Below are 24,312 nucleotides of genomic sequence, written 5' to 3'. Positions count from 1 at the left end.
CTCACTCACTGACGTCATGGCGCATAACATAGTCACGGATCATCGCTTCAGCTTGTTTTTTACCCGTCAGTCCGTACCGCGCACATACCGTAGACCACGAATGGCCAAGAATAATCCGACTGATCAATACATAGAGCGCATTATCGTCTGGATGCGAAGGTAAGGCTTTAACGTGCTGACGTAACCACATTTGTAGGCTTGCCAATGACGCATCAACGCCAACGCCCCCGGCAATAAATCCTTTAATCTGTTGGTCTATACAGCCTGCCAGTGGCTTATCAGATAAGAAGCACATCATAGCGCCAACAATATCAACCTCCATGGCCTGATGAGTTGTCATCCATTGAATTGGTAAGCTATGACGAAACAAGGCGACACCGTCTTGCAACCACGCTAGCCGTTTGATTGGCTTTACCATTTGTAAAGAATAACAACCACTGGCTTGATCGCGCTTCAAGCCAAGTTTTATTGGTTCAAACCCCTGCTTCAACCAGAATCGACTAAGACGAGCCGTCGCACCAAAACTCACCCCGAGACACGATATCTCAAGCTTGCTTGCCTCCTGAGCCACAGCAGTAATAAGCTGCTGACCCAACCCTTGATATCGGTAAGATTCGGCTACCGCGATTCGTTCAACTCGCCAAAGGCTCTGGTGCAAAATCGCTGGTTCGCCGAGGTGGGCAGCGAGCGACTGGCTGAGAAGATGGCCTTTAAGGCGACGTTGCCCCGCAACCACCGCCCGGCTCAAGTCGGCGCTAAGACGACATTCCTCATTGATCACACACACAGAGACCAACTCGCCCGCGACGCTTCCCACCCAAACAATGATTGAATCGTCATCAAGTAAACGTGCTAAATCATTCGGCGACGTTTGATAATGCGCAGCCAGCAACAAAGCAAATAATGAACGCAGTAAGGCTTCATCACTCAATAGCTGTGCGGGAGATAAACGCTGAACAACGATATTATCCAACTTAACGGGTTGGCTTTGGTCGTCACTAATCAGTAACTCAGGCGGATCGACATCGAGCAAGAATAATGCATTTAGCACACGTTCAACCGGATCGTTATCCGCCCATCGCATTGGCGCAGTTAATCTCAATGGTCGCCATTGTGGTTGCTCTGCATCCAGTAATTGTTTCAGCCTTATCGTAAAAGCACGTCCGGTTCCTTCATAACCATGCTCTGTGGTTGCAATGGCCACGCGACTATATTGATGTAAGCATTGGCTCAACATCGGCAATGGGATTGCCGCCGCTTCATCAATCAAAAGAAGGTCCGCCAACGGCGTTTCTTGTAACAAGGTATCGGGGGCAATATAGCGGATATCGCTGCCTTGATAGTCAATTACCTGACCTTGGGTCTCTATACCCAAACTTGACTTAATATGACTAAACAAGGTTGCGGCATGCGCGGGCGTCGGTGCACTGACCAAAATTTTTCGTGGTTTGTTCATGACTAACTGTGCCACCGCGATTCCCAACGCTGCCGATTTTCCACGACCACGATCGGCCGTTAACAACAAGGGACGACGCCGGTGACCCGTGGCCACTTTCTTGACCGCCTCAATCGCATTCTCTTGTCTCACCTCATGTTGGCCAGGCAAAGGCAACACCTCCGCGGGCCTACGCACCTGATGACGTAGAAAGAAGGCGACCGATTCATTAAGCTCTAGCTGTCTGACTAAACGCCGCACAGAAGGCGGCAATGCCTCCTTTGGCGCCGCTAGTCGTAAAAGAATTAATGATCCCGCCCGACAGCAGCCTGCAATAGCGCAAAACGCTTCGGCATTAAAATCGGCGCCCACCTCAACCACGATATGCCCGCACTCTTGCCCCAGCTTTTGACGCGCTTGACGCCAACTTAATCCTTCATCAGCATGACCGATAACCAGCGGGGTAGCTGCCTCGTCAAAGGCTGCCACGATAAAATCGAGAGGATAATCGATACACACCAATTGTCGATGAGCACGCAATGTGGCGGAATGAATTAAATCTGCAAAAAACTGTTGCAGAGTTGATGAGGTCGTTGATGTCCCCATAGGACGCGTTCCGTTTTGTCGATTTAGCAGATAAAGAAGATGATACCATGCAAAAAAAAACGACACGCAAAGGCGTGCCGTTTTTTATTCGATTTGAACGCGTTAACCGTTAAAGTGTTCCTTTATCAGCGCCAAGATCTGCTCAGCATCTTGATCACTCACTTTTTTCAAATTGATACTCAAATTATTGCCTTTACGACGATAAGACGCGCGTCCTTCTAACAAGGTTTGAGCTTGTTCTTTTTCACTCGGCTGCGGCGCCACAAGCTCATCTTTATATTGCTCAATTCGCTGGGTCACTTCGCGCGTAATGCGTGTCACGCCTTGGGCATCAACTTGTTGCCATAACGGTGTCTCACCTAGCATGGCCACCAACTGCGCTTGCGATTGGCTATCAAGGCTAAAATACAAACGGTGTAGTTTGACGATAGTCGGGCGCCCCAATTCAGAGACACTGGGGTAAGCTTGCAAAAGTGGCAAGGGCAGGGCGGCTGCCTTTAATGCACCACTGACTAATGCTTCACTACACTGACATGCGCTCGCCAGTGCCTTTTGATCACTGACGTCACCGCTGTCTAACATGGCTTGCATTTCTTTACCGCGTTCATACAAGGATAAAGGTTTGTGCGCATTCGCGACATCCGACAAAAACTTAGCATGACGCGTGCTGATCCCTTTTGCGACGTATACCAGAAAGTCCTGCTCTGCAATAATGCAAGACATACGGCGCCTGCTGCCATCGAGGACCTCGATACGACCGTCATCAAGCCACCGCCCAACAGCCGGGTATTGTTGTCCGTGCTCTTTTAAAGTGGTCAGAATATCTGATAATGCCAATTCGTTAAGAAACGACTGCTCACGCGCATTTTTATCAAATACTGTTGTTTTATCTCGGATCGTTAACGCTGGGACTTTAACAAGTTCGAACTCGACGGTACGCTCACCCGCCACAGCTAACTCGATCACTGCCGCTCTCTCGCTCGCCGCGCTCTGCGCTTCTTGTGATGTTGTTGCTCGGCGTTTATCCGCCTTTGCAAACAAGCGCGCATTTAAATCAGAGGTTTTAATTGCCATTTTTCTTTTTTACTCCTGATTGAGCTGAGACCAGTAGCTATGCAGCACACGTTCGAGTTCGAGTCCGACTCGATGCACCGCATCTTGCGCCGTTGATAACGTTTTTTTACCGCCCTCAAAATCTTGTGACGTCAAATCAAATACCGTGCTGTACGTATCGGCACAGGTCTCAAAAGCGCGACTTCGAGGAATCGTCGCCATCATGACCTGCTCACCTAAAAGATAATTCATTTCAGTTAAGACAGAAATCTGTTTTTTATTATCATCTTCAAACATGGTTGGCATTAAACGCACAAATTCTAATCCGTGCCAGTCTTCCGGAAACATCTCATACACTTGGGGAAGATGTTGGAAAAAGTTCACCGTCGATGCCCAATCCAGTCGCTTCGCGGCGCAGGGGATCACTAAAGAGTTAGACGCATACATCGCATTCCAAACCAGTGGATCGATATGAGGTCCCGTATCAATCATAATGATGTCGAACTCATCACTGATTGGATCAATCACCTTCTCTTGCAATAACTCCACCACATTCAGCGACTGGCTGGTTGCTAACGCTTGCCATGCCTCCGCATTAAACATGGCGTCTTCAGGAAAGGCAGCCATGGTTTTCAAATTAGGATATTGTGTCGGCAGCAAGACATTACGCATCATGAAATCTTTGTCAGCAGCCTGGGGCGTATTGTCCAACATCACATCAACGGCAGAATAAATCCCTTCTTGTTCCGTCAAACTGATTTGTGGGTTAAGGAATAATCGCAGCGAGCCTTGCGGATCTAAGTCAATCAAGCAAATGCGATAACGTTTCTCAAGATTCAGCGCCATACAAGCCGCTAAGTGCACCGCACTCATAGACTTGCCGGTGCCCCCTTTTTGGTTTTGAATGTTCACAACCCAAGGTTTGTGCGTCTTGCCTTTACGTTCATGAAACGTCGGAACATTCGCGGCGTCCATAATTTGATGCGCTTCATCCAGGGTAATGGAGTAATGATTGGCATTATTTTTGGTAAATTGATGCCCGTCTTGCTCCATGCGAGAGATCGCTTCATCAAGCTTGCGCCGCGTAAGCCCTGAACGTGTTTCCATTAACGCTTTCGACATGGGCGGAAAGAGCTGATCGTGTCGCTCTTCCATGACAATCTCCACACGATCAGACTGCACTTGTTTTGTCTGCGCCGCGATATTGCGGAGGTTCTCAATCGTCTTTTCCCTATCCATATTCTTTTTCGCCATCACGAGAAATAATTGTCGATTGTACAGCATAATCCATCCAAGACAATAAAAAGGTGAACAAATGCCAATCAAATACAGATCCTGCTCACAATTGTAATTATAGGGTGGGGCTGAATATCATCACCATTGATGTCAAATTCAACCAATATTATCAGAGCCAATCATAGTAAGATTTAAAATGTCACAGTGTCACTTATTTACAATGTAAATGGCGAATAAATACGGAAGCTTGTATTTGGTTGGCTAATTTACGGTTGTCGATATTTCAACATTAAACTGACAATTTTTCATCGATATCATCAGTAGGATCGACCCTCTATTACACATTTTGGCGATGTGCGATGAACATTAATGCCATTTGATCCTATTTCCCGAAAGCATGATCAAGGAAAATAAAGCGATGGATTCAATAGCCTTGATCATGCTTTCGTTGATAACATGAGTAGATAGGAAGCATGATCAAGTACGTATTGCGATGAAATCACCAGCAAATTCAACCGCAATGTCTCAATAAGCCTGGGAACGATGATCAAGTTATATTTCTGATTGAATAGTGCCAGTATCTTAACCGGAACGATATATCCAAACCGCTAATTTACGGACAATGTCAGGCGTACCAAGGGATCCAGGACGATCCGTCGCGATTTTCTTCTCCGATCGTACGACTGATGAGAAATAGGCTGACTCTTGAACAACAAGATCATCATACATGATCATTGTTCCGCATCCGGACACATGCTGACTGATGGCGATTATACTGTTAATGTCATTTCAACTTGAGCAGGCGAGACACGACTTTCTCGCCACATTGCTCACAACATAGGCAGCATTCCGTCTGATTGAGCAAAATTCGCATCACTTGATCATTGTTCCATGATGAAAACACGGCTGTTTGGCTCTGATAACATCATCTAAACAAATAAAAGCGTTCCGAGGTTGTGGATAACGTGTGGAATACACTTGATCATTGATGCAGTAACTGTTTGATCATTGATGCGATACGCTGATGATCATTGGTTCAGGCCTTACTTGATCATCGTTGGTGAAGTATGTTGATCATGCCTCCAATGCTTTGTTGATCATGCTTTCGAGAAGGGTTGTTTTATAATCCATACAAATCAGTTACCTACGGTTTTTTCATCGCCCGGATCATAAGATCAGATCATCAAATTAGATCAGAATAATCATAAAGATCAGTTAAAAGATGCAATAAAAAAGATCTTTCTTTTTGGATCTATTTTTATTAGGATTTCCCTGGAAGTGTGATCGATTTACGGCTTTCGTCACCTCAACATTAAAGAATAATGCGCTTTGAGTACGCCTGCTATGAAGGATCTTAACTGACATGAGTGCCAGTAAACCGGAAAAAATATTAATAAAAGCACCTCGTTCCCACAAAGACGGGCATCTCTTCGAAGTGCATGGACAACTGGTCGACTGGCTTGCGCAATATGAGCATTTTAAAGGGGTGACCAAAAGCATCTTAGAACTGCTCAATTTGATTTCAGTGCGCGGGTTTTCATCTCAAGATGGCTATGTCTCTACCACAGAACTTGTTGACGCCACCGACGGTCAATTAACACGTGCTGCCATTCAGCAACGATTACGTGCGGCGGTGCAATTAGGCCTTTTTCTTCAGCAGCCGGTTCGTTTTGAAGAAGGGCTGGCAGGTAAAACGATGCTCCATCGCTTTGTCAATCCAAGCCGTCTCATTTCATCACTTGGCAGTGCGGGATTGATGACAGAAAAAAGCCGAGATGAAGTCAAACAAAAACGCTCTAAAGCGCTGGCACAAACGCAAGTAAACCGCCAACTTCTGAGCGAGCACGGACTGGGAACGCCCCCAATGATGCCTGGCGAAAAAGATCAGATTTTGGTTTCTCCAACAAGCTGGGCGGGGATCATTGATCAAGCTTTGGCGCCGCCACGGACAAAAAAAGCCTATCAAAAATCAATGGTTGCGATCAGCGGGACCAAAGCCATTATTGAGACACGATCAGCCAAGTCGATCATGACGGTGGATGATCTGATGACGTTATTCGCATTATTTACGTTAACCGTGCAATACCATGATCACCACTTACCGAATTACGAGCTACAAACCCAATCGATTGGCAATAAAACCCCCATTTACATCACTGATATTTTGCAACTACGGGGTAAAAAAGACAGTGGACCGGCACGTGATGCAATCCGAGAAAGCATCGATAGAATAGAGTTTACGGATTTTCAACTCCACGAATTGACCGGCCGTTGGCTGAGTGAAAACATGCCTGAAGGGTTTAAAAGTGATCGCTTCCGCTTTTTAGCTCGGACCATTACCGCATCAGAGGAAGCACCAAAAGAAGGTGAAGATGGGGAAGTTAAAATTAAACCCAATCTGTATATCCTGGTGTGGGAGCCGTCGTTTTTTGAAGAATTGATGACGCGTGATTACTTCTTCTTGTTCCCGCCTGAAATTTTGCGTCAGCATACACTGGTATTCCAGCTCTATTCGCTCTTCAGAAGCCGTATGTCACGTCGTTTGGAAGATTCGATGCTACTGAGCGAGTTAAACCAAAAAATGGCGCGTAACATTGAATGGCGACGTTTTTCGAGTGATTTGATTAGAGAGCTTCGAAAACTGGCAGAAGGCAAAGTCACTGAATCGATTTTTGCGGTAAACCTCTGGGGATATCACCTAACGCTGACACGCGAAGACGATGAAAAAAATATCCGGATTACCGGATGGATATTAAATGTAATGTCGATGAAGTGATCCGTTACTCCCGCGCTAAAATGTATAACGAAGGTAAACGCTCGCTAGCGCCAACCATGCCAAACCCATTGCGCAACGAGATCTTACCCAGCCAAGACCTTGATCAACTGTCCGGGATCATCGATGGCGAGTTTGAGCCTATCCAACGCAAAGAGAAAACCAGCGGCCGTTTGGGGCGCCGTGTTAAGCAACGCAAGCATCTGGTTGAGATCAATGCTGACGAGCTGACCATCGTTCTCTCTAAATATACCTCAGAAGAGGCGTTACAACGCAGTATCACCGCGCTCTCAGCAATGACAGGGCATCCGTCTTCAGTGATCACTGAAGAGTGTCAAGGTTATCTAGAAAAGCTTGATTGGTTACGCGTTGGTGATCAAGTGGTGCCTTATGAAACACTCAGCCGTACGATTGAATTTTTTAATCAGCAACAGCAGGAACGTCACCTATCTATTGAGAAATTAATCTCAGGGTTAGCGGTGCGCCGTAAAGTGTGTCAACGCGTGTTTGACGGCCACCTGGATGGGCAAGTGCTTAGAGCGTTAGATGACATTGCAATGAGTGGCTAACAACCGCGTTATTTTGCACAGGCTTGACGCATAACTGACATGCATTCACGGATTGGCGTTAATATAGATCCCGATAGATACCTTTGTCCTATTTGATGTCTTTATGACATCGTTTGGCTAAATGCTTGCCGAGCGGGCCCTTGCCCGCTTTTTTTCCGATTGTTTTTTCGCGTAGTTGTACCTTGTGTTGCTTGCACAACCCGTTCGACATGGTCGCCTATCATAGTCCCCCCCTAACTGTTTCTATCGACTTGGTTTCATTCTTCTATTTACACTGTAAACTGCCTGTTTTAATTACACGCGATTCGCGTTTCAATGAGGCAGTTATGCCGGTTCTGTTGCCATTTGCCGCGGTTTTTATTTGGTCGGTGAATACCATCGTAAACAAAATGTCAGTGGCGGTCATTGCACCTGGTGCGATGGCCTTTTACCGTTGGTTCTTTGCCATCTTGGTGCTTACTCCCTTTTGCCTACCTACCCTTTGGCGTCAGCGGCGTGCGGTGATAACCTACGCGCCGCGGCTTGCCTTACTCGCCTTACTTGGCATGGTCACAAACCAGTCTGTCGCCTATTTTGCTGCGCAAACCACCACAGCGACGAATATGGCATTGATCATGTCTTTGGTCCCAATGCTCAGTCTCTTTATGAGCATTCAACTACTGTCTCAGCCACTTACAGTGCGAGCCATTGTCGGTGCAGGGTTATCTATCTCTGGGCTGATTTATATGCTGACAATGGGAAAACCGCTAACGTTGTTGACCAGTGGGGCAACCATTGGCGATGGGCTCATGTTAATTTGTGCCTCGTCGTATGCACTGTATTGTGTGTTATTGAAACGATGGTCAATGGCGATTTCTAATTGGGTCTCCGTTTATGTGCAGGCCTTATTCGCGGTAATCATGCTGATCCCCGTGCTTTTGGCGGCACCCAGCCAAAATATTGCGACTGAAGCCTACCCATTAGTGGGATTCGCCGCCTTAGGCGCATCGGTGCTGGCACCGGCAATCTGGCTACAGGCGATCGCGCTCAATGGGGCCAGTCGTACCGCAATGTATATGAATCTATTACCGGTGATGACGGCAATAATCGCCGTCATCTGGCTAGGAGAAGTCTTAACGCCATATCATATTATCGGGGGAGGATTTGTTTTATTGGGCGTTGGGCTGTCTCAGCAATCGACGCGCCAAACTGTCCGTCAACGCTGATAAGCGTCTACACTTTTAAAAAGAAAGTGAGACGGAGGTAGCCAATGTGGTGGTTAATTGAGTTAAACTGGATGCCTTTATGGGTAACCCCCACCATGCGTCGCTCTGACGTGTCAGAGCCGTCGCCGATCGTATGGTAACAAGGAGCAGGAGAGCAATAAGCCTACATGGACGTCGACTTATCCCATCACGCTGCGGTGAGTATTCGCGCAGCGCAGCGTCAAGAAGCGCGCTATTTTTGGCATAATATCTACCATTCCCGTGCGTGGAAGCAATACGACGCGCCTTACAGTCCTATTGAGCCGGTATCCTATTGGTCGTTTCGGTTTGGCCTTTTCCGGCGTTTTCTCGCAGGAGATACCGCTCAAGTTATCTGCGTTGATAACAAGCCCGTCGGTTACGTCACTTATTATTGGGAAGACAAGCGCACGCGATGGCTTGAAGTGGGGATCACCATCTTTGATCCCGCATGTTGGGGAAAAGGAACAGGGCGGCAAGCGCTGACACTATGGCTAGACCAACTGTTTGCCCGCCACGCGGTGAATCGCATAGGCCTAACGACCTGGTCCGGGAATATTGGCATGATGCGGTGCGCCAGAGCGTTAGGCATGCGCGAAGAAGGGCGTTTACGCGCTGTCCGCTACTATCAAGGTGAATATTACGATTCACTGCGCTATGGCGTTTTACGTGAAGAATGGCTGCAAAGCCAGGTCCCCGTCGCGCAACAAAAAACGGCAGCCCAAACAGCTTCTCTCCAATCGGCCGCATCAGTTGCGTACCAGCCGAATACATGAAGTTAGATTGGGCGCTCGCTAGGCCTTAGCCATTTCGCTTTCACCCCCTCGATTAAGAACGGTGAGACATTACCGTTCAGTGATCCACCCCTTCATCAAATGACCATTCACCCTCGTCACGCTCAACGAATAGGAGTGTGGCAAACCCAGCACGCTTATTAATAAAAAGTCAAAAATATGACGGTTTTTTATACAGGTTTAACGTCGGTATCATCGCCAATCAAGATCTAAAAGTGTGACTTTGATCACCATGATGTTAGTGGCTTGATTCAACACTGAAGTTTGTACTTTACCGGTCATTTATCCATTTTCTTTTCCATGATCCCAAATATTATCCGTCGTATTTTGATAGGACGACGCTAGCTTCTCTGCTAACGTTGAAACGTCGTTGGATTCGATTTCTGATCCAGTTCTATCTTTTTTAATTTTATTAAGATTATGAATAAAAAGGGGTTTTTATGGTTAAGTTAAAGAGCGTCTCTGCGGTATGCTTTGACTTAGACGGCACACTCGCAGACCCTTTTGACGATCTGTATGAGGCGGTTAGCGGTATGTTACGTGGCTTAAGCTTGCCTGATGAAGATCCTCATGCAATAAAAGATTGGATTGGTGATGGGGCGGATTTATTGATCCACCGCGTGTTAACTCGACACATCGACGGGCGCGTATCGACCCGCGTGCTAAACCAAGCGCGCGCACTCTTTTTGTCCTCATACCTAGGCAGTAAACCGCCAAAAACTCGACTGTACCCGGGCGTGCTTGCGTGCCTTGAAACCTTATCGCAGCGTCACATCCCGATGGTGTGCACCACAGATATGCAAACGGCGCATGCTAACAGCTTACTGAGAGCACTTGGCGTTGGGCATTTTTTCACTCGGATATTGGGTGCCGATGCAATGTCTGTTGGCAAGCCGGATCCGGACGGTATTTACGAAGCGGCCGCCATACTTGGCGTTTCACCCCTGGAACTGCTGGTGGTGGGGGATTCGGTCAGCGATGTGCATGCGGCTCGCGCCGCTGGCTCGCCAGTGATTTGTGTTAACTATGGCTATAATTACGGTACAGGGATCCAAAAGGCCTGTCCGGACACTACCCTTGATACATTGGCCAGTTTGCCCAATATCATTGCAAGGCCCAATCGTTTGGGTGTACCGGGACAGGGTGTCACCGCCCCACCGGTATTAGCGGGCTCACTGCGTGGTCGTGCGATGCGACCTAAAGGGGGCGCACAATTTCGATAATATAGCCAGGAGGGAAGCGTGAAAAACGAACTCGATCCGACCCATCTGCTTCGCGCGTTTGAGATAGTCACGGAGTTTGGTGAGAAAATAGAAGATGGACACCGCTTGGATGGCATTGACGCTTTCTCAGATTATGACGGCTATACCATTTATTTAGCAGGAAATGGGGTACAGTTACGTGTGGGGTTTCACAATACGTATCATCTCGACTACGAGCATGAGAACCTTAAAGAGCAGTTCCTGAAAAAGGTCGATGCGCTAGTCAAAAACTATAAAAGATAGCGACGGATAGGCAATGCATGCCGGACCGTCACACGCCCCACAATGGGGCGTTTTTTATAGGTCAAAGGCAGGGAGCATGGACAGCGAACCAATCACCACAAACCGAACACGCGGGACCCAAGCCCATTATCAAGCGTTAGTCAACAGCGCGGCAGCCGCGATCTTGGTGATTGATGAACGCGGCATTATTTTAGATGCGAACCCGTTCACCCACCGATTATTGGGTTATCACCCGCAACAGCTAATCGGAAAGAATGTTGATTGTTTAATGCCGCCGGAGCACCAAGGGAAGCATGACCATTATTTACGGCAATATATAACAACAGGCCAGGCAAACATTATCGGTACCGGCCGGCGGGTTGAGGCACGGCATCAAGCGGGGCATGTGGTCCCCATTCATCTGGCGGTCAGTGAAGTGTGGGTTGAAGACCGGCGAGAGTTTATTGGCATTATGTCTGATATGCGCGCGCTGACTCAGGCTCAGACGCGTATTAAACACGAACGCAATCAACTCAAAACCATTATTAATGCGATCGCCAATCCTGTTTTTGTCCGAGAGCTGGGCGGACAATATTCGCTTGCAAATTACGCCTGCCTACAAGCATTAAATGTCGAGCATGTTGAACAGCTTGCTGAGGCAATTCATGGTGCCTTGCCTGAGGGAATGCGCGAAACCCTCAATGCGCTTGATCACCAACTGACGCTCGATGGTGAACCCGTTCATGTAGATGTGACATTAAGAGATGGTCGGACTTTTAAGCTCGCTAAAACGCTTATTCGCCACGTAGAGGGAGAGCCTTACGCCATCGTGACTGTTGGGTATGATGCCACACCATTGCTGCAAGCGAAGCACGAGGCAGAACGCGCCAATCAAGCCAAAAGTGATTTTCTCTCTGCCATGAGTCATGAGCTGCGCACGCCTTTAAACAGTGTGCTCGGTTATGCGCAACTACTACAACGATCCTCTTCTCCTCGCTTGACGGAGACGCAACGGCAATATGTCGATCAAATTCACCAAAGTGGTCGCCACTTACTCACCTTAATTAATGATGTGCTGGATCTTGCCAAACTTGAGGCAGGAAAAACGGTGGTCAATGTTACCTGGTATCCGGTTCGCGCCCTTGTCAGTGATGCCGTTCGAACACTACTCCCGCTCGCACAGCAACAGCACGTTGAGTTAGATGAGTGCCTACCCGCGAATCTGAGTGGCGACCTATATGTGGATCCAACCCGTTTCAAACAAGTGTTGATCAATTTACTCAGCAACGCGATTAAATATAACCATCCTCAGGGGCGAGTATGGGTTGAAGCCAGTCAACCATCGTCAACCTTGACGATCTCTGTATCAGATACCGGGATCGGTATTGCTGAAAATCGGTTAAACCATCTTTTTGAGCCTTTTAACCGCTTGGCCGCCGAACAATCACAGATTGAAGGGGCAGGTGTGGGGTTAGCGGTGAGCCATCAATTGGTTGTGCAAATGCAAGGCGAGATGTCAGTAAAAAGCCAGCCAGGCAAGGGCAGTTGTTTTGCAGTAACGTTCCCTTACCGAGCGTCGACGCGACCTGACGATCAAGGTTGTACGTGTCTCCGCGTGAGCCAGCCGCATCGCGTGCTCTATATTGATAATAACAGTGCCCGCCAGCGCCTGATGACCGATTGCTTTGAAGATTGGCCAATGTTGACACTCTATCATGCGCATGAGCTGTCACTGGCTGAGGCTGTTGCGCTCGCTTCTCCGCCATCGTTAGTCATTATAGCGGCTGATAGCGTTGCGGCAACGCCCGAACAAATACAAGCACAATTTGGCGACAAACCACTCATTGTTCTGACTGACAACCCATGCGACGAACCGCATAACAAACCGACATTACGACGTTTATCGCTGCCGCTCTCGTCAGCGGACTTGGCTGAGGCCATACAATTATTATTAGAGGAGAGGCTATGACAAAGGATCCGTCACAAGCACATATACTGATCATTGATGATCGACCGGAAAACATTCACTTACTGTCTACCATGCTCAAGCAAGCCGGTTATCAACAGCTGAATGGGCTCACCGATCCTCGCCTTGTTACCGATGCTCTCTCCCCCGTTCCTGACCTGATTTTACTCGATATGCGGATGCCGCAGCGCTCTGGCTTACTGGTGCTGGATGATCTTAATGACGCTTTAGATGAGCATTGCCCGCCCGTGATGGTACTCACCGCAGATAATGACCTGAATTTGCGTAACCAAGCGTTATGCCGTGGCGCGATTGATTACATCAGCAAACCCTTTGATCACGATGAGGTGTTGCAACGGATTCAAAACCTTTTGTATCTGCAATTGAAAACCCGTAAAGAGCGCGATCAAGCGGCACGGCTGCAAATGCTGGTTAACAAACAAACGGCGGCTTTACGCGCGCTTTCTTTGACCCATCCGTTAACCGGGCTACCAAATCGTCGCGCATTATTAGATGCCGCTGAGCGCCAGCTGAGCAAAGGGCCGGTGACTGTGATGATGATTGCCTTAGATGGCATGGAAGCGGTGACCAAACACCAAGGCCATTTAATGACAGAGGCACTATACAAACAAGTGGCTAATCTGCTAGCCAATAGTACAGTGGCGCGCCCACATCGCATTGGCGTTTGGGATAGCACACGACTGGTGATGCTGATTGAAGAACACGATAACCATGCCGTAGAAAAAGCCGCGCGCATCAATCGGTTGATCAGCGGACATCACACGCTCGATGGGCGTTTAATGTTTTTACGTTGCCACATTGGTATCAGCCGCACGGAGCTTGAGACACAAGATGTGGCGCAACTGTTTCGTCAAGCCATTTTAGCGATTCCGACGGATGACCAACTTATCGGCGAATATCAGCCTGAGCTTGACAGCCAAGCTCAGCGCGCGCATTTGATTCGCACCGAATTAGGGCCAGCACTACAAAGCGGACAATTATCACTGGTGTATCAACCCAAATGGCGATTAGACGGCGGTTTGATGATAGGCGCGGAAGCGCTGTTGCGTTGGCAGCATCCGACCCTTGGGGCCATCAGTCCGGCGGAATTTATCCCCATCGCCGAACGCAGCGCAGACATGATCCAACTGGGCGACCACGTACTGGTGATGGCCTTAGCCGCGGTTGAATGTTGGCGAAAAAATAAACTGATCAACGATAGCTTTCACCTGTCAGTCAATGTTTCTGCCCAGCAGTTTCGCCCCGGCTTTGCTGACAGCGTCTTAGCTCGGTGCCAGGCAGTTGATGTCCCTTTGCATCTGATTCAATTAGAGGTCACAGAATCAGCACTGATCCAGCACATGTCGGTGGCACTGAAAGAGCTACAACAATTGCGAGATGCAGGCATGCATATTGCCCTCGATGACTTTGGCACCGGCTACAGCTCGCTCAGTTACCTTAAACAGTTACCGGTCGATTGGGTCAAACTTGATCGCAGCTTTATCCAAGACTTGGCTACCAACGCCAGTGATAAGCACTTGGTGGGTAGCGTGATTGATTTGGCCCATGGCTTTGGTCATGGTGTGGTCGCCGAGGGTGTTGAAAAAGAGGACCAGCAGTATGTGCTACAAACCATTGGCTGCGACCAAGTGCAGGGCTTTTTATACGCACGGCCGCTAATCCAAGAAGGATTTGAACAACTGCTTAAAACCGCCAATCAAGGCAACGCGACGATCAATAGCAATGCGACGATCAATAGCAATGCAACCATTAATAGCAATGCAACCAGCAATAATAATGAGATGGCCTAAACGCGCAATTAGCGCCATCATACTTGCGCTTTATCACTAAGGTTTATATTCTGACCGTGTTAGTCGGGGAGCAAGCAATTGCTGAGACTGCGAAAGCAGGACCCGTAGAACCTGATCCAGTTAGCACTGGCGGAGGGAACTGACGTGCTCAGCACACAAGGTCGCGCCATCGTGCGTGGTTTTGTCTCCTTCCGCCCCTCATGATTAAGGGGCCAATATGAACCAATCACCACCTGTTATTCTCACCATCGCCGGCTCAGACAGCGGTGGGGGGGCTGGTATTCAAGCCGATATTAAAGCGATTTCAGCCACGGGCGGCTATGCCTGCTCGGCGATCACCGCCTTAACTGCACAAAATACCTGTGGCGTTGAGGCCGTCTCGCCGGTCGACCCAGCGTTTGTTCGCGCGCAACTGAATGCTGTGTTATACGACATGCCGGTACGTGCCGTGAAAATCGGCATGCTCGCCAACCAAGCGATTATTCGCGAAGTAGCCGCTGTGCTCGCGCGTTCCCCGCACTTACCAGTCGTGCTCGATCCGGTCATGATCGCCACCAGCGGCGATCCGTTATTAGATGATGACGCCATGGATGCACTGATCAATACATTGATCCCGCGCGCGACCATTTTAACCCCCAACTTGCCAGAGGCCGCGCGTTTAACCGGGTGTCCTGTTCCGACAACCACCGAAGAGATGTACGCCTTAGTGCCGGCACTGCGCAAGCTCGGATGTCCGTATGTGATGCTAAAAGGTGGGCACTTGCATCATGCGCCAGAGAGTCTGGATGTGTGGATTAGCCGAGATACGTGTCAAACCCTGAGTGCGCGCCGCATTGAAACGCCTAACACCCATGGCACAGGCTGTTCACTGTCGGCGGCGATTGCCTCGTTTTATGCGCAGGGACTGACACCCATTGACGCCGGGCGAGCGGCTAAGCGTTATCTCACTGACGCCTTAGCGCATAGCCAACAGTTAATCGTTGGAAGAGGGGCAGGGCCGGTACATCATTTTTTCGCCTACCCCGCTGATGAAAGTGTTTATTTATCCAAGCATGCGTTGGTTGAATCGCACGCTCTCGTTAAATAATGCACTTTGATTAGATAGCGTGCTTACGCGGCGGACCAATGTGGCAAGCGCTGGGCGGCGATATAAAAAAGACGGTCGCCCGGCAATACTTTTGTCCCCACTGGCGGGTTCAAAACAATACCTTGGCCTTGGTCGATCCCAATTAAGGTGGCGTCATATTCTTGCTTGAGCTGACCAAAGAGATCGCCGGTATCGATTTCTGTTGCGTTACTCGGATAACGGGCACAGTATTGCGTCATCCCTTGTGACGTGCTCAAAAGCTCATGATGCAACTGACTTGAACCGGGATCCACCGCCGCTTTTGCTAGCATTTCGACCGACACCGACGGCACACATTCCGCATGCGGGTAGTGCTGTTTGAGGATTTGGCTTATCGCATCATCTTGAAAATACGCCAATAAATGCGCTGACGGATTTTTATGTGCGCAGAACAGAGCCGCTGACAAAGTAATATCATCTTCTGGGTTATCAATAATAATACTCGAGGCATGCTCGACCTTGGCGCGGGCAATGCCTTCAGCATCGGTAAAACTTGCCACGCGCACAAATTCCACTTCACCAGGCAGTGGGTTTTCGATTTCTGCGCGCGCACAAAGCACAATCGGGCGCTCACCGTGCACTCCGCTTTGCAATAAACGAATAAGCTGTATCGTACGTTGTCCGTTCCAGCCTAAGATAAGAAGATGATTTTTCACACTAATACTCCGTTTTCCTTGTAACCCGCGTCGCCAATAATCCACCAGTGATCCGGTGATATGCCCAATCACCACCGCAAACAACCCTAAGCCGCCGGGAATAATCCAAAAAGCCGTGATCCATTGCCCCCACTCAGTAACGGGGGAATAATCGCCGTAGCCAACGGTCGAGGCCGTCACAATCAAGTAATACACATAGCGGCTCAGCGATTGGGTCATCGCGGTCTCGCCCGCCCCATATAAAAGTAGCCAGCCAATCACGCCATAGGCGAGTACCACCAAGCCGAGCATACGCCCGTTCAAATGGGCGAAGCGACTGATAATCCAACGTTTAAAAAGCAACCAAAAGGTCATAAATTTTCGCTCATTCACTTCAGTGATCGCAGTATGAAGTGATTTGCGTCAGGTTTACAGTGTAAATCAGGCGCTTGGCGTCAATGCGATCACACTTTGCTTGGATAATCCTACAAAGCCAATTTAAAGCGTTAAAATATTATAAAAAGCTTAATTACGTCATTAGGAGTCAGCGTGTTTATATCTCGGCGTCAACTTGAACAAGAGCAGCAAAAGCAGGTTGCTCTGCAGCAAAAAATTGAGCAAATTAATCATACCATCGACGCGCTGAATGCAGAGAAAGGCGCATTGCAGGCAGAGCTGGATACCGTCGCGAAAAAACGCCAAACCGGCAAAGCGATCGACGCCAACTTATGCCACTTTGGTGATTCGATTAACGCCACCCAATCCTCTCTGGCCACCTTGGCGGACACCATTAACGGTGAAAAAGAGCGTGTGACCGAAGTGAGCCACCAAGCGGCATCATGTGCCGAGCAAGTCAATGACCTTGCGCGCCATGTGCAGTCGTTATCTTCGCAATGTCAGCAATCGTCGGAAGCGATTCGCTCGCTCGATCAACACGCACAAGAGGTGAGTGGCATTGTCAATTTGATTCGTGATGTCGCCGATCAAACCAACCTGCTGGCGTTAAACGCAGCCATAGAAGCGGCACGCGCCGGTGAGCAGGGCCGAGGGTTTGCGGTGGTCGCTGATGAAGTACGCAACCTTGCCGAGCGCACGTCCACTGCCACCCAAGATATTACCCAGCTGGTGGAAAAAATTCGTGCGGGCAGCAGCCATGCGTGCACGCTCACCGATACCCTTGCCACTGAAGCCATTCAATACAGCGAACAAGGCCAACAGGTTGCCGATGCCATGGCCACCCAAAGTGAGCAAGCACAGCACAGCCGCACCACCATTAAAGCCTCTGCACTGCGCGCCTTTTGTGAACTGGCCAAACTTGACCATATCAGCTTTAAATTTGCGATATACCGCGTGGTATTGGGCGAAGACAGCATGATGGCGGACGATGTCACCGATCACACCCAATGCCGACTCGGCCAGTGGTATAACCATGGTGAAGGGCAGCAATATTTTGGTCAGTTGCAAACGTTTAAAGCCATTTCCGGGCCTCACGAGCAAGTGCACACCCATGCCAAGGCTGCGGTGGCAGCGTTTCATGCTCAACAACCGGATCAAATGGTCACCGCATTAAAAGAGATGGAAAACGCCAGCATGACGGTGATCGATAAGCTTGAACATCTCGCAATAGAAGGGAGTGAAGAGGTGGCGTAACAACGGGGTGTTAAATCGACGAGCTCATGGTAATCTCAAGTCAAACCAAGGAAAGATGGCCGAAGGAGGCTGAAGTACCCATGACGTCGATTGCACTACTCGATGGTGGCCTAGGGCAAGAAATTTATCAACGTGGCCCCGATGTGAGCTCTAAGCTTTGGTCGGTTGCGGTGATGTTAAAACATGCCAATATTGTCAAAGACGTGCACAAAGATTTTATCCGTGCCGGCGCGAAAACACATACCTTAAATACCTATCCTGCGACACCCACACGTCTGGCCAAAGCGGGGTTGAGCGATAAAATCAACACCATTTATCAAAAAGCCTTTGAAGCGCTGCAGCAAGCCGTGGATGAGACAGGCGCCGATGTCGATATTGCCGGTTGTTTGCCACCGCTGGTGGGCAGCTACCTCGGCCAGCCGCAACGCAGCTTTGATGACATGAAAGCCGAGTTTTTGCATATTGCCCGCTTGCAGCCTCATGTGGATGTGTTTTTAATCGAAACCATGACCAACACCCTCGAAGCGCGCGCGGCCTGTGCTGCGGCCCAAGAGCAAGGCAAACCCTATGGCGTCGCGTTTCGGTTAGAGGCAGCAGGCACCTTGCGCTCGGGCGAGTCACTTGAACAAGCGATGCACGCCGTGGCCGAGTATGCCCCAACCGCGGTGATGCTAAACTGTTGCGATCCTGCCGTGCTGACCACCGCCATGCCGCAAATGGCGACCCAAGCTAACATTGTCGGTGGCTATGCCAACGCCTTTAAATCGGTAGAAGACATGGCCAAAGGCAGCAAAGCCGATGCCCTAGAAGCGCGTGAAGATCTCTCACCCTTAGTCCACACCGAACGTGTACAACAATGGATTGCCGACGGTGCCCTGGTGGTCGGCGGCTGCTGCGAAATCACCCCCGCGCACATCCAACACCTCGCGCAAACCCTTGAGCAGTCCCACGAGATCATCAAGTTTTCGCAGTTGGGGGGTTAAGGATTTAACGCGTTCCCACGCTCCTGCGTGGGAATGCATACTGAAGCCGATGCACCACTCGTTCCCACGCTCCCGCGTGGGAATGCATACCGTGGCCGATGCACAACTCGTTCCCACGCTTCCGCCGCGTGCTCTAAGAGCTGGTTCAACTCAGATGGCTGATGGGCAGGGTAGTTGTCTGCAGGGGTGAACAGGGGTGTGTGATGTACGCATAGGGAGTCTCCTTTAAGTGATTGATGTGGCTATGCGTATCGATGACATATATCTGAAATCAGGTTGGTTAGGGGAGTGGGTGCAAGAGGGGAGGGTGAAACCGGTAAATCTTTACGTGCGCGGAAATCTCATGAGTCCAATAACGGAGTAACATCATGAGATTAATTAAATTGAGCGAAGTAAAACACATGACAGGCCTTGGCCGTTCAACCATCTACAACCTGATGAAAGACGGCACCTTCCCGAAAAGTGTGCCCCTGGGAGGCAGAACGGTCGCGTGGGTAGAAAGTGAAGTCGAAGAGTGGGTGATGGCAAGGATAGCGAAGAGGGATAGCATGGCTGTTAATGGAGATCTATAATTTGCCCTTCATCATTGTCCATTCCCCAATTTTCCCATATTCTCTCATTATCTTATTCATCGCTAGATTGGCGAAAGCTAAAGCTCTGATATGAATGACCAAATTTTAACCCTGAAAGAGTTGGCAGCGTATCTAAAGCTTGCTGAAAAAACAGCCTATAGGCTTGCAAGCGAAGGAAAGCTACCGGGCTTTAAAGTCGGCGGCTCTTGGCGCTTCAAACGTGAAGACTTAGATGCATGGATCAATACGCAAATCCAACAAACTGATCGGTGAGGCTCTCAGTGGACCAAGAGATTCAGAAAGCAAAGCTAAACCAATTACTTGTGCAGTTAAGAGCGCAGCCGAAAACGGCAGAAGTTATCTTTAATGAGCACCAAGAACTATGGCGTACACTAAACTTCAGTCAAGCTCAAGTGGGGCTGTGGCTTGCTTCATTGCGAGTCGACAACGAGATTAATTATCCAGGCGCAGATTACAACGTCACAACGGATATTTCTTCGCACCTCATTGAGTTGTTGCAGAAAGCAGGTGGGCGAATGCCTTTGGCGCAAGTGTTGAAAAAGCTTCCTGCTGGGGTTGTGACCTCAGAACAACAAATTCGCAAATTGGTGCAGCAGCACAGCCAGCTTCAAGTCAAAGGGCCATTTTTGGTTCTGGAAAATTAATTGCTGCATTCAACTCAAATGATCATTAGAGAACAGATTTTAAGAAGACATCATGGCTAAAGAAAAAAAGATAGATCCAACCATTGCGCTCAACGAGCAATTTCAAAAGCTGGTGGCGCAACATAGCGAGTTCACTCAGCCATTAGTAGAACTGCCGGAGCATGAGTTTGCCAAAGCGGGCCTTATTCAAGGCTTGGTCGAGGGGAACTTGACGCCACCTGTCATGCTGGTTTCTCTACTTGAAGGTCATTGGGAATATGCCGCTGATACTGCAAAATTTGATGATTTGGCATATCAGCTGTTAAGTGATATTGAGGGCGACTGGCCTGTTTTTGCCGTCGTGGCAGATAGCAGCAACCATCGTATTCTTGCCCTTTTTGGTGCGGATGGTTCAGACGGCACTCATGGCGTTGATGCACTCCCAACACTGGAAGAGCTTCGTGATTTTGACCGCCTGGAACGCGATCCTACGTTCCGTTGGTCTATGCGCGTTTACACCCGTTTGATGCAACGTTTTGATGCGTTTCATGAAAACGTCTATCGTGTTACCAAAGATAAGGTGAACGACAAAAACGACATCATCGAAGAAGTGGCTAAATTGCTATTTCTGGAGAGCTTCCGCGTACACCACGATGAAGATCTTACCTTTAAAGATGAAGCCGGTAATACGTTGCGTTTTCGTGATGTATACGATTGGGAGTATGTCGCCACACACGGTGATAAAGCGGTAGAACAAATCAAAGCTGCGTTTGAAGCATTTAAAAGTCACGAAGACTACGTAGTGATCTCAGACGATGGCTCGCGCAACGCTATCTTTGGTAAAGACACACATTTGCGCCTCTCAGTGGCCAAAAACTACCAAGATTTGCTTGAAGCCATTCAAAACTTGGGGCCAGTCAAAACCAACGATGGCAAAACCGTGAAAGAGCAAGGCACCTTGGGCGATGTGTCTGGTGATTTGCTCGGTCGTGTCTTTGATGTCTTCCTGCGAGCCAACTTTGAATCCAAAGGCGGCCTTGGCGTTTACCTCACACCAAACCCTGTGAAACAAGCCATGCTCGAAATCGCGATGCACGATATCGACGATGACGATGAAATGCGCTCGCGACTGGCCAATGGCGATTTTCGTTTTTGTGACCCAACTTGTGGCTCCTTTGGTTTTGGCTCAGTGGCACTCAGTCAGATTGATAAATGGATCGACTTTAAGCTGGTCTTGGCCGACGACAAAAAACAAGAACTCAAGCAACAGCTTCGTGACAATGCTTTTACGGGTGCCGATGCTGCACCGCGAATGATGATGTTGGCTCGCGTCAATATGGCGTTGCAAGGGGCACCCAAAGCACAAATTTTCTATACCGATAACTCGCTCACGACTCAAGCGCTGAAGCCAAATAGCTTTGATCTTATTTGTACCAACCCGCCTTTTGGAACTCCTGACTTCAAAAAAGACAAAAATGGTAAAGAATCGAAAAAGAGATATGAAGCTAGTATGGAGCAAATTCTTGGAGGATTTCGTCCTACTGAGAAAGTGGTGGATAGCTACAATGCGTACTACGACCATTTAAAAATGAAGTGGGTAGATACCGGCGATTTGGAGCTAGATGAAAACGGCAACCCTAAATGGGCGGGTTACCGCACTGACTTGCGCCGCACTGGCGGTACCGACAAAAAGCCAGTTTACAGTCTGCAGCCTAGCCCAGCCGGTTTGGCACTTGGTAGCAAACCTGATGGTAAAGGGAACTGGCAGGCCGTGAGTGCCACTATTGATCCCGCTGTACTATTTATCGACCGCTGCTTGCAGCTGCTTAAGCCCGGTGGCCGTTTAATGATTGTGTTGCCTGATGGCATTTTGTGTAACTCCGGCGACCGTTATGTGCGCGAGTACATTATGGGCAAAAAAGATGAGCAAACCGGCGAGTTTGTTGGCGGTAAAGCCATCGTTAAAGCAGTAATTTCTCTACCCAGCGACTGCTTTAAGCTCTCAGGTACAGGCGCAAAAACCTCGATTTTGTATCTGCAAAAGCGCCACGCTAACCCTGACCAACCGGAGCAGTTTTTACCCGAGCCACAAACCGACGTGTTTATGGCGGTAGCTGAAACCTTAGGCTATGTGGTGAAGAACAATATCGAAGACTATAACGCCGGTGTGGCGAACGATCTGGATAAGATTGTCTCGTCTTATAAGCGAGGTGAGTGATGGCTGTTGATGATTTACGTGAAAATTTTCATATAAACAAAATCACTCCTTCAGAGTTAGAAGATTTTTTAACTGCACAAACTTACAGACCAGATATCACGATCTCGTATCAAAAAATATCTGATTTGCCGAACAAAACACTTCAACAGCTGTGCGCGTCTAAAATTCAGCAGGGCTCAACTCCTGTTTACGCAAGTAAAGGACCAATTTGTCTTAAATCAAAGCAAGTAAGTGAAATTGTAGTGAGTGATTTTACTGATACATGCGTCGATGATGAGTGGGCAAAGAAAAACTCGAAGAGTAGAGTGTCGACAGGTGATGTTCTTTTAACAAGGCAGGGTACAGGAACTATTGGACGGGCTGGCATATATTTGGGAGCCGGTGCTTACACTAATGATTCTCTTTTTAAAATTTCTATTGACAAGGCTGACAGTGCTTATGTTTGCGCATTCTTAAGCACTTTTATTGGTCACAGGTTGATAGAAAAAGGAGTATATGGGAGTACGGGGCAGCTAAATTTATCTGTCGAGCATGTTAAACGGCTTCCGGTGCCTGTATTTGACCAACAATCTCAGAAATATATCGGAGATAAAGTTCGCAAAGCAGAGCAACTTCGCGCTTGGGCGAAGTCTGTACAGCAACAAGCAGCAGAGTTACTTCCAGCATATATTCGTGAAATCCAACGATATGAGGCTAAAAGCTATAGAGCGAAGGACATAGTCCCAGAACGCTTGGATAGTCTTTTTTATCATCCAGATTACATCGCTTTAGAACGTAAAATGAAGGCTAAAGGCTGTAATCGTCTTGGATTGGTTGCAAAACAAATCAAAGATTCATGGAATAAAAAGAAGGCTGAAACGTTCGAGTATTATGAGATTGGCGGTTTAGACATTACAACGGGGCAAGTTTCGTCAACAAAAACGCAAACAGTTGGAGCACCCTCACGAGCTAAAACAAAGGTCCAGCAAGGTGATGTGCTGGTTTCCACCGTAAGGCCAAATCGCAAGAATGTTGGGTTCATTGTTGATAGCGTAACTGACTCAGAAATGGTTGCGACTTCGGGCTTTAGCGTGCTTCGCTTTTCGTCTTTAGCACAAGCTGCTTTTTATCACTCGTGGTTAAGAACTGATGACGCGACCACTCAGTTGATGCGTTGGAATTCAGGAAGTGCATACCCTGCGATTGATGATGATGTACCACTAAACATTATTGTTCCTGAATTTGAACAAGAATTTGTCGATAGCTGGGGCCAAAAGCTACTGGATGCGCAATTTGCTTATGTTTATGCAAGAAAACTTACCGAGGCTGCCAAAAACCTAGTCGAAACCCTTATCGAAGGTCAATTAACAGAACAGCAACTGAACCAAGCCCATCAAGCCTTGGACGATGGTGATAACAGCTTAGACCAAGCGATTTTAAGCAAACTTAGCAGTGAAGGTTACGGTATTGACGGTGCGACACCGCTGTTTAGCGATATCGATGAGCTTTACCGCTTGCTGGAAAGTGCTACCCAAGCCGAGGCTGAGGAGTAGCT

Annotated in this window: 18 protein-coding genes, 1 pseudogene and 1 riboswitch; of the genes and pseudogenes, 15 read left to right on the top strand and 4 right to left on the bottom strand. The window is 48.5% G+C overall.

What is annotated here, in order from left to right:
- Nucleotide 1: 1 nt before the first annotated feature.
- The 3 genes from HLG76_RS12415 to HLG76_RS12405 form a co-directional block, all read right to left on the bottom strand.
- The gene (locus HLG76_RS12415; protein ID WP_175993758.1) at nt 2–2,041 is read right to left on the bottom strand and encodes a GNAT family N-acetyltransferase; all 2,040 of its coding nucleotides are present in this window, start codon (nt 2,039–2,041) and stop codon (nt 2–4) included.
- 102 nt (nt 2,042–2,143) lie between these two features.
- Nucleotides 2,144–3,115, bottom strand: coding sequence for a ParB/RepB/Spo0J family partition protein (locus tag HLG76_RS12410; protein ID WP_077460820.1), 972 nt, complete (start codon nt 3,113–3,115; stop codon nt 2,144–2,146).
- A gap of 9 nt (nt 3,116–3,124) precedes the next feature.
- Nucleotides 3,125–4,333, bottom strand: a complete 1,209-nt coding sequence (locus HLG76_RS12405; RefSeq protein ID WP_077460967.1) for a ParA family protein — start codon at nt 4,331–4,333, stop codon at nt 3,125–3,127.
- A gap of 1,360 nt (nt 4,334–5,693) precedes the next feature.
- Here HLG76_RS12405 and HLG76_RS12400 point away from each other — a divergent pair.
- From HLG76_RS12400 to thiD, 8 genes and pseudogenes are all read left to right on the top strand, one after another.
- Nucleotides 5,694–7,672: pseudogene (locus tag HLG76_RS12400) on the top strand (replication initiator protein RctB domain-containing protein).
- Between the two features lie 326 nt (nt 7,673–7,998).
- A complete protein-coding gene (locus HLG76_RS12395) occupies nt 7,999–8,877 on the top strand; it encodes a DMT family transporter (RefSeq protein ID WP_077460821.1) in 879 nt (292 codons plus the stop codon).
- Between the two features lie 167 nt (nt 8,878–9,044).
- Nucleotides 9,045–9,671 carry a GNAT family N-acetyltransferase gene (locus HLG76_RS12390; RefSeq protein WP_175993757.1) on the top strand — a complete coding sequence of 209 codons (627 nt, stop codon included), beginning with the start codon at nt 9,045–9,047 and terminating at the stop codon, nt 9,669–9,671.
- Between the two features lie 458 nt (nt 9,672–10,129).
- Nucleotides 10,130–10,912 carry an HAD-IA family hydrolase gene (locus HLG76_RS12385; protein ID WP_175993756.1) on the top strand — a complete coding sequence of 261 codons (783 nt, stop codon included), beginning with the start codon at nt 10,130–10,132 and terminating at the stop codon, nt 10,910–10,912.
- An 18-nt stretch (nt 10,913–10,930) separates the two neighbouring features.
- Nucleotides 10,931–11,194 carry a DUF3081 domain-containing protein gene (locus HLG76_RS12380; RefSeq protein WP_025674936.1) on the top strand — a complete coding sequence of 88 codons (264 nt, stop codon included), beginning with the start codon at nt 10,931–10,933 and terminating at the stop codon, nt 11,192–11,194.
- Between the two features lie 76 nt (nt 11,195–11,270).
- On the top strand, nt 11,271–13,142 hold the full coding sequence (locus tag HLG76_RS12375; protein ID WP_175993755.1) for an ATP-binding protein: 1,872 nt from the start codon (nt 11,271–11,273) through the stop codon (nt 13,140–13,142).
- On the top strand, nt 13,139–14,950 hold the full coding sequence (locus HLG76_RS12370) for a bifunctional diguanylate cyclase/phosphodiesterase (RefSeq protein ID WP_175993754.1): 1,812 nt from the start codon (nt 13,139–13,141) through the stop codon (nt 14,948–14,950). Before HLG76_RS12375 ends, HLG76_RS12370 begins: the two co-directional genes overlap by 4 nt.
- 54 nt (nt 14,951–15,004) lie before the next feature.
- A riboswitch (TPP riboswitch) is annotated at nt 15,005–15,105 on the top strand.
- A gap of 62 nt (nt 15,106–15,167) precedes the next feature.
- Nucleotides 15,168–16,037, top strand: coding sequence for a bifunctional hydroxymethylpyrimidine kinase/phosphomethylpyrimidine kinase (gene thiD, locus HLG76_RS12365; protein ID WP_077660584.1), 870 nt, complete (start codon nt 15,168–15,170; stop codon nt 16,035–16,037).
- A gap of 23 nt (nt 16,038–16,060) precedes the next feature.
- Here the strand turns inward: thiD and HLG76_RS12360 are convergent, their stop codons facing one another.
- Entirely contained in the window at nt 16,061–17,086 is a 1,026-nt protein-coding gene (locus tag HLG76_RS12360) for an ion channel (protein WP_077677445.1), read from the bottom strand.
- A 174-nt stretch (nt 17,087–17,260) separates the two neighbouring features.
- On the opposite strand from HLG76_RS12360, the gene HLG76_RS15125 reads away from it, so the two are divergent.
- The 7 genes from HLG76_RS15125 (at nt 17,261) to HLG76_RS14825 (ending at nt 24,310) form a co-directional block, all read left to right on the top strand.
- Complete coding sequence (locus HLG76_RS15125; protein ID WP_077677444.1) at nt 17,261–18,361, top strand: methyl-accepting chemotaxis protein; 1,101 nt, start codon at nt 17,261–17,263, stop codon at nt 18,359–18,361.
- Nucleotides 18,362–18,441: 80 nt separating this feature from the next.
- Nucleotides 18,442–19,344 (top strand): homocysteine S-methyltransferase family protein, encoded by a 903-nt coding sequence (locus HLG76_RS12350; RefSeq protein WP_175993753.1) that lies wholly within the window; start codon nt 18,442–18,444, stop codon nt 19,342–19,344.
- Between the two features lie 368 nt (nt 19,345–19,712).
- Nucleotides 19,713–19,916 (top strand): AlpA family transcriptional regulator, encoded by a 204-nt coding sequence (locus HLG76_RS12345; protein WP_175993752.1) that lies wholly within the window; start codon nt 19,713–19,715, stop codon nt 19,914–19,916.
- Nucleotides 19,917–20,006: 90 nt separating this feature from the next.
- On the top strand, nt 20,007–20,189 hold the full coding sequence (locus HLG76_RS12340; RefSeq protein WP_158133152.1) for a helix-turn-helix domain-containing protein: 183 nt from the start codon (nt 20,007–20,009) through the stop codon (nt 20,187–20,189).
- A gap of 8 nt (nt 20,190–20,197) precedes the next feature.
- Entirely contained in the window at nt 20,198–20,581 is a 384-nt protein-coding gene (locus tag HLG76_RS12335; RefSeq protein ID WP_175993751.1) for a hypothetical protein, read from the top strand.
- Between the two features lie 52 nt (nt 20,582–20,633).
- On the top strand, nt 20,634–22,778 hold the full coding sequence (locus HLG76_RS12330; protein ID WP_175993750.1) for a class I SAM-dependent DNA methyltransferase: 2,145 nt from the start codon (nt 20,634–20,636) through the stop codon (nt 22,776–22,778).
- Nucleotides 22,778–24,310, top strand: coding sequence for a hypothetical protein (locus HLG76_RS14825; RefSeq protein WP_217706576.1), 1,533 nt, complete (start codon nt 22,778–22,780; stop codon nt 24,308–24,310). Before HLG76_RS12330 ends, HLG76_RS14825 begins: the two co-directional genes overlap by 1 nt.
- The last annotated feature ends 2 nt before the right edge of the window (nt 24,311–24,312 follow it).

This window comes from Salinivibrio sp. EAGSL (genome assembly GCF_013366455.1).
Taxonomy (GTDB): domain Bacteria; phylum Pseudomonadota; class Gammaproteobacteria; order Enterobacterales; family Vibrionaceae; genus Salinivibrio; species Salinivibrio costicola.
Note: the sequence above shows the minus strand (reverse complement) of the source record. Positions and strands in the feature narration are given on the sequence as shown.

What these genes read in the sequence shown, in the direction of transcription:
- HLG76_RS12340 (WP_158133152.1), top strand. Translation starts at nt 20,007, where the DNA reads ATGAATGACCAAATTTTAACCCTGAAAGAGTTGGCAGCGTATCTAAAG.
- HLG76_RS12415 (WP_175993758.1), bottom strand. Translation starts at nt 2,041, where the DNA reads ATGGGGACATCAACGACCTCATCAACTCTGCAACAGTTTTTTGCAGAT.
- HLG76_RS12350 (WP_175993753.1), top strand. Translation starts at nt 18,442, where the DNA reads ATGACGTCGATTGCACTACTCGATGGTGGCCTAGGGCAAGAAATTTAT.
- HLG76_RS12390 (WP_175993757.1), top strand. Translation starts at nt 9,045, where the DNA reads ATGGACGTCGACTTATCCCATCACGCTGCGGTGAGTATTCGCGCAGCG.
- HLG76_RS12410 (WP_077460820.1), bottom strand. Translation starts at nt 3,115, where the DNA reads ATGGCAATTAAAACCTCTGATTTAAATGCGCGCTTGTTTGCAAAGGCG.
- HLG76_RS12405 (WP_077460967.1), bottom strand. Translation starts at nt 4,333, where the DNA reads ATGGATAGGGAAAAGACGATTGAGAACCTCCGCAATATCGCGGCGCAG.
- HLG76_RS12345 (WP_175993752.1), top strand. Translation starts at nt 19,713, where the DNA reads ATGAGATTAATTAAATTGAGCGAAGTAAAACACATGACAGGCCTTGGC.
- HLG76_RS12330 (WP_175993750.1), top strand. Translation starts at nt 20,634, where the DNA reads ATGGCTAAAGAAAAAAAGATAGATCCAACCATTGCGCTCAACGAGCAA.
- thiD (WP_077660584.1), top strand. Translation starts at nt 15,168, where the DNA reads ATGAACCAATCACCACCTGTTATTCTCACCATCGCCGGCTCAGACAGC.
- HLG76_RS12375 (WP_175993755.1), top strand. Translation starts at nt 11,271, where the DNA reads ATGGACAGCGAACCAATCACCACAAACCGAACACGCGGGACCCAAGCC.
- HLG76_RS14825 (WP_217706576.1), top strand. Translation starts at nt 22,778, where the DNA reads ATGGCTGTTGATGATTTACGTGAAAATTTTCATATAAACAAAATCACT.
- HLG76_RS12395 (WP_077460821.1), top strand. Translation starts at nt 7,999, where the DNA reads ATGCCGGTTCTGTTGCCATTTGCCGCGGTTTTTATTTGGTCGGTGAAT.
- HLG76_RS12385 (WP_175993756.1), top strand. Translation starts at nt 10,130, where the DNA reads ATGGTTAAGTTAAAGAGCGTCTCTGCGGTATGCTTTGACTTAGACGGC.
- HLG76_RS12360 (WP_077677445.1), bottom strand. Translation starts at nt 17,086, where the DNA reads ATGACCTTTTGGTTGCTTTTTAAACGTTGGATTATCAGTCGCTTCGCC.
- HLG76_RS12370 (WP_175993754.1), top strand. Translation starts at nt 13,139, where the DNA reads ATGACAAAGGATCCGTCACAAGCACATATACTGATCATTGATGATCGA.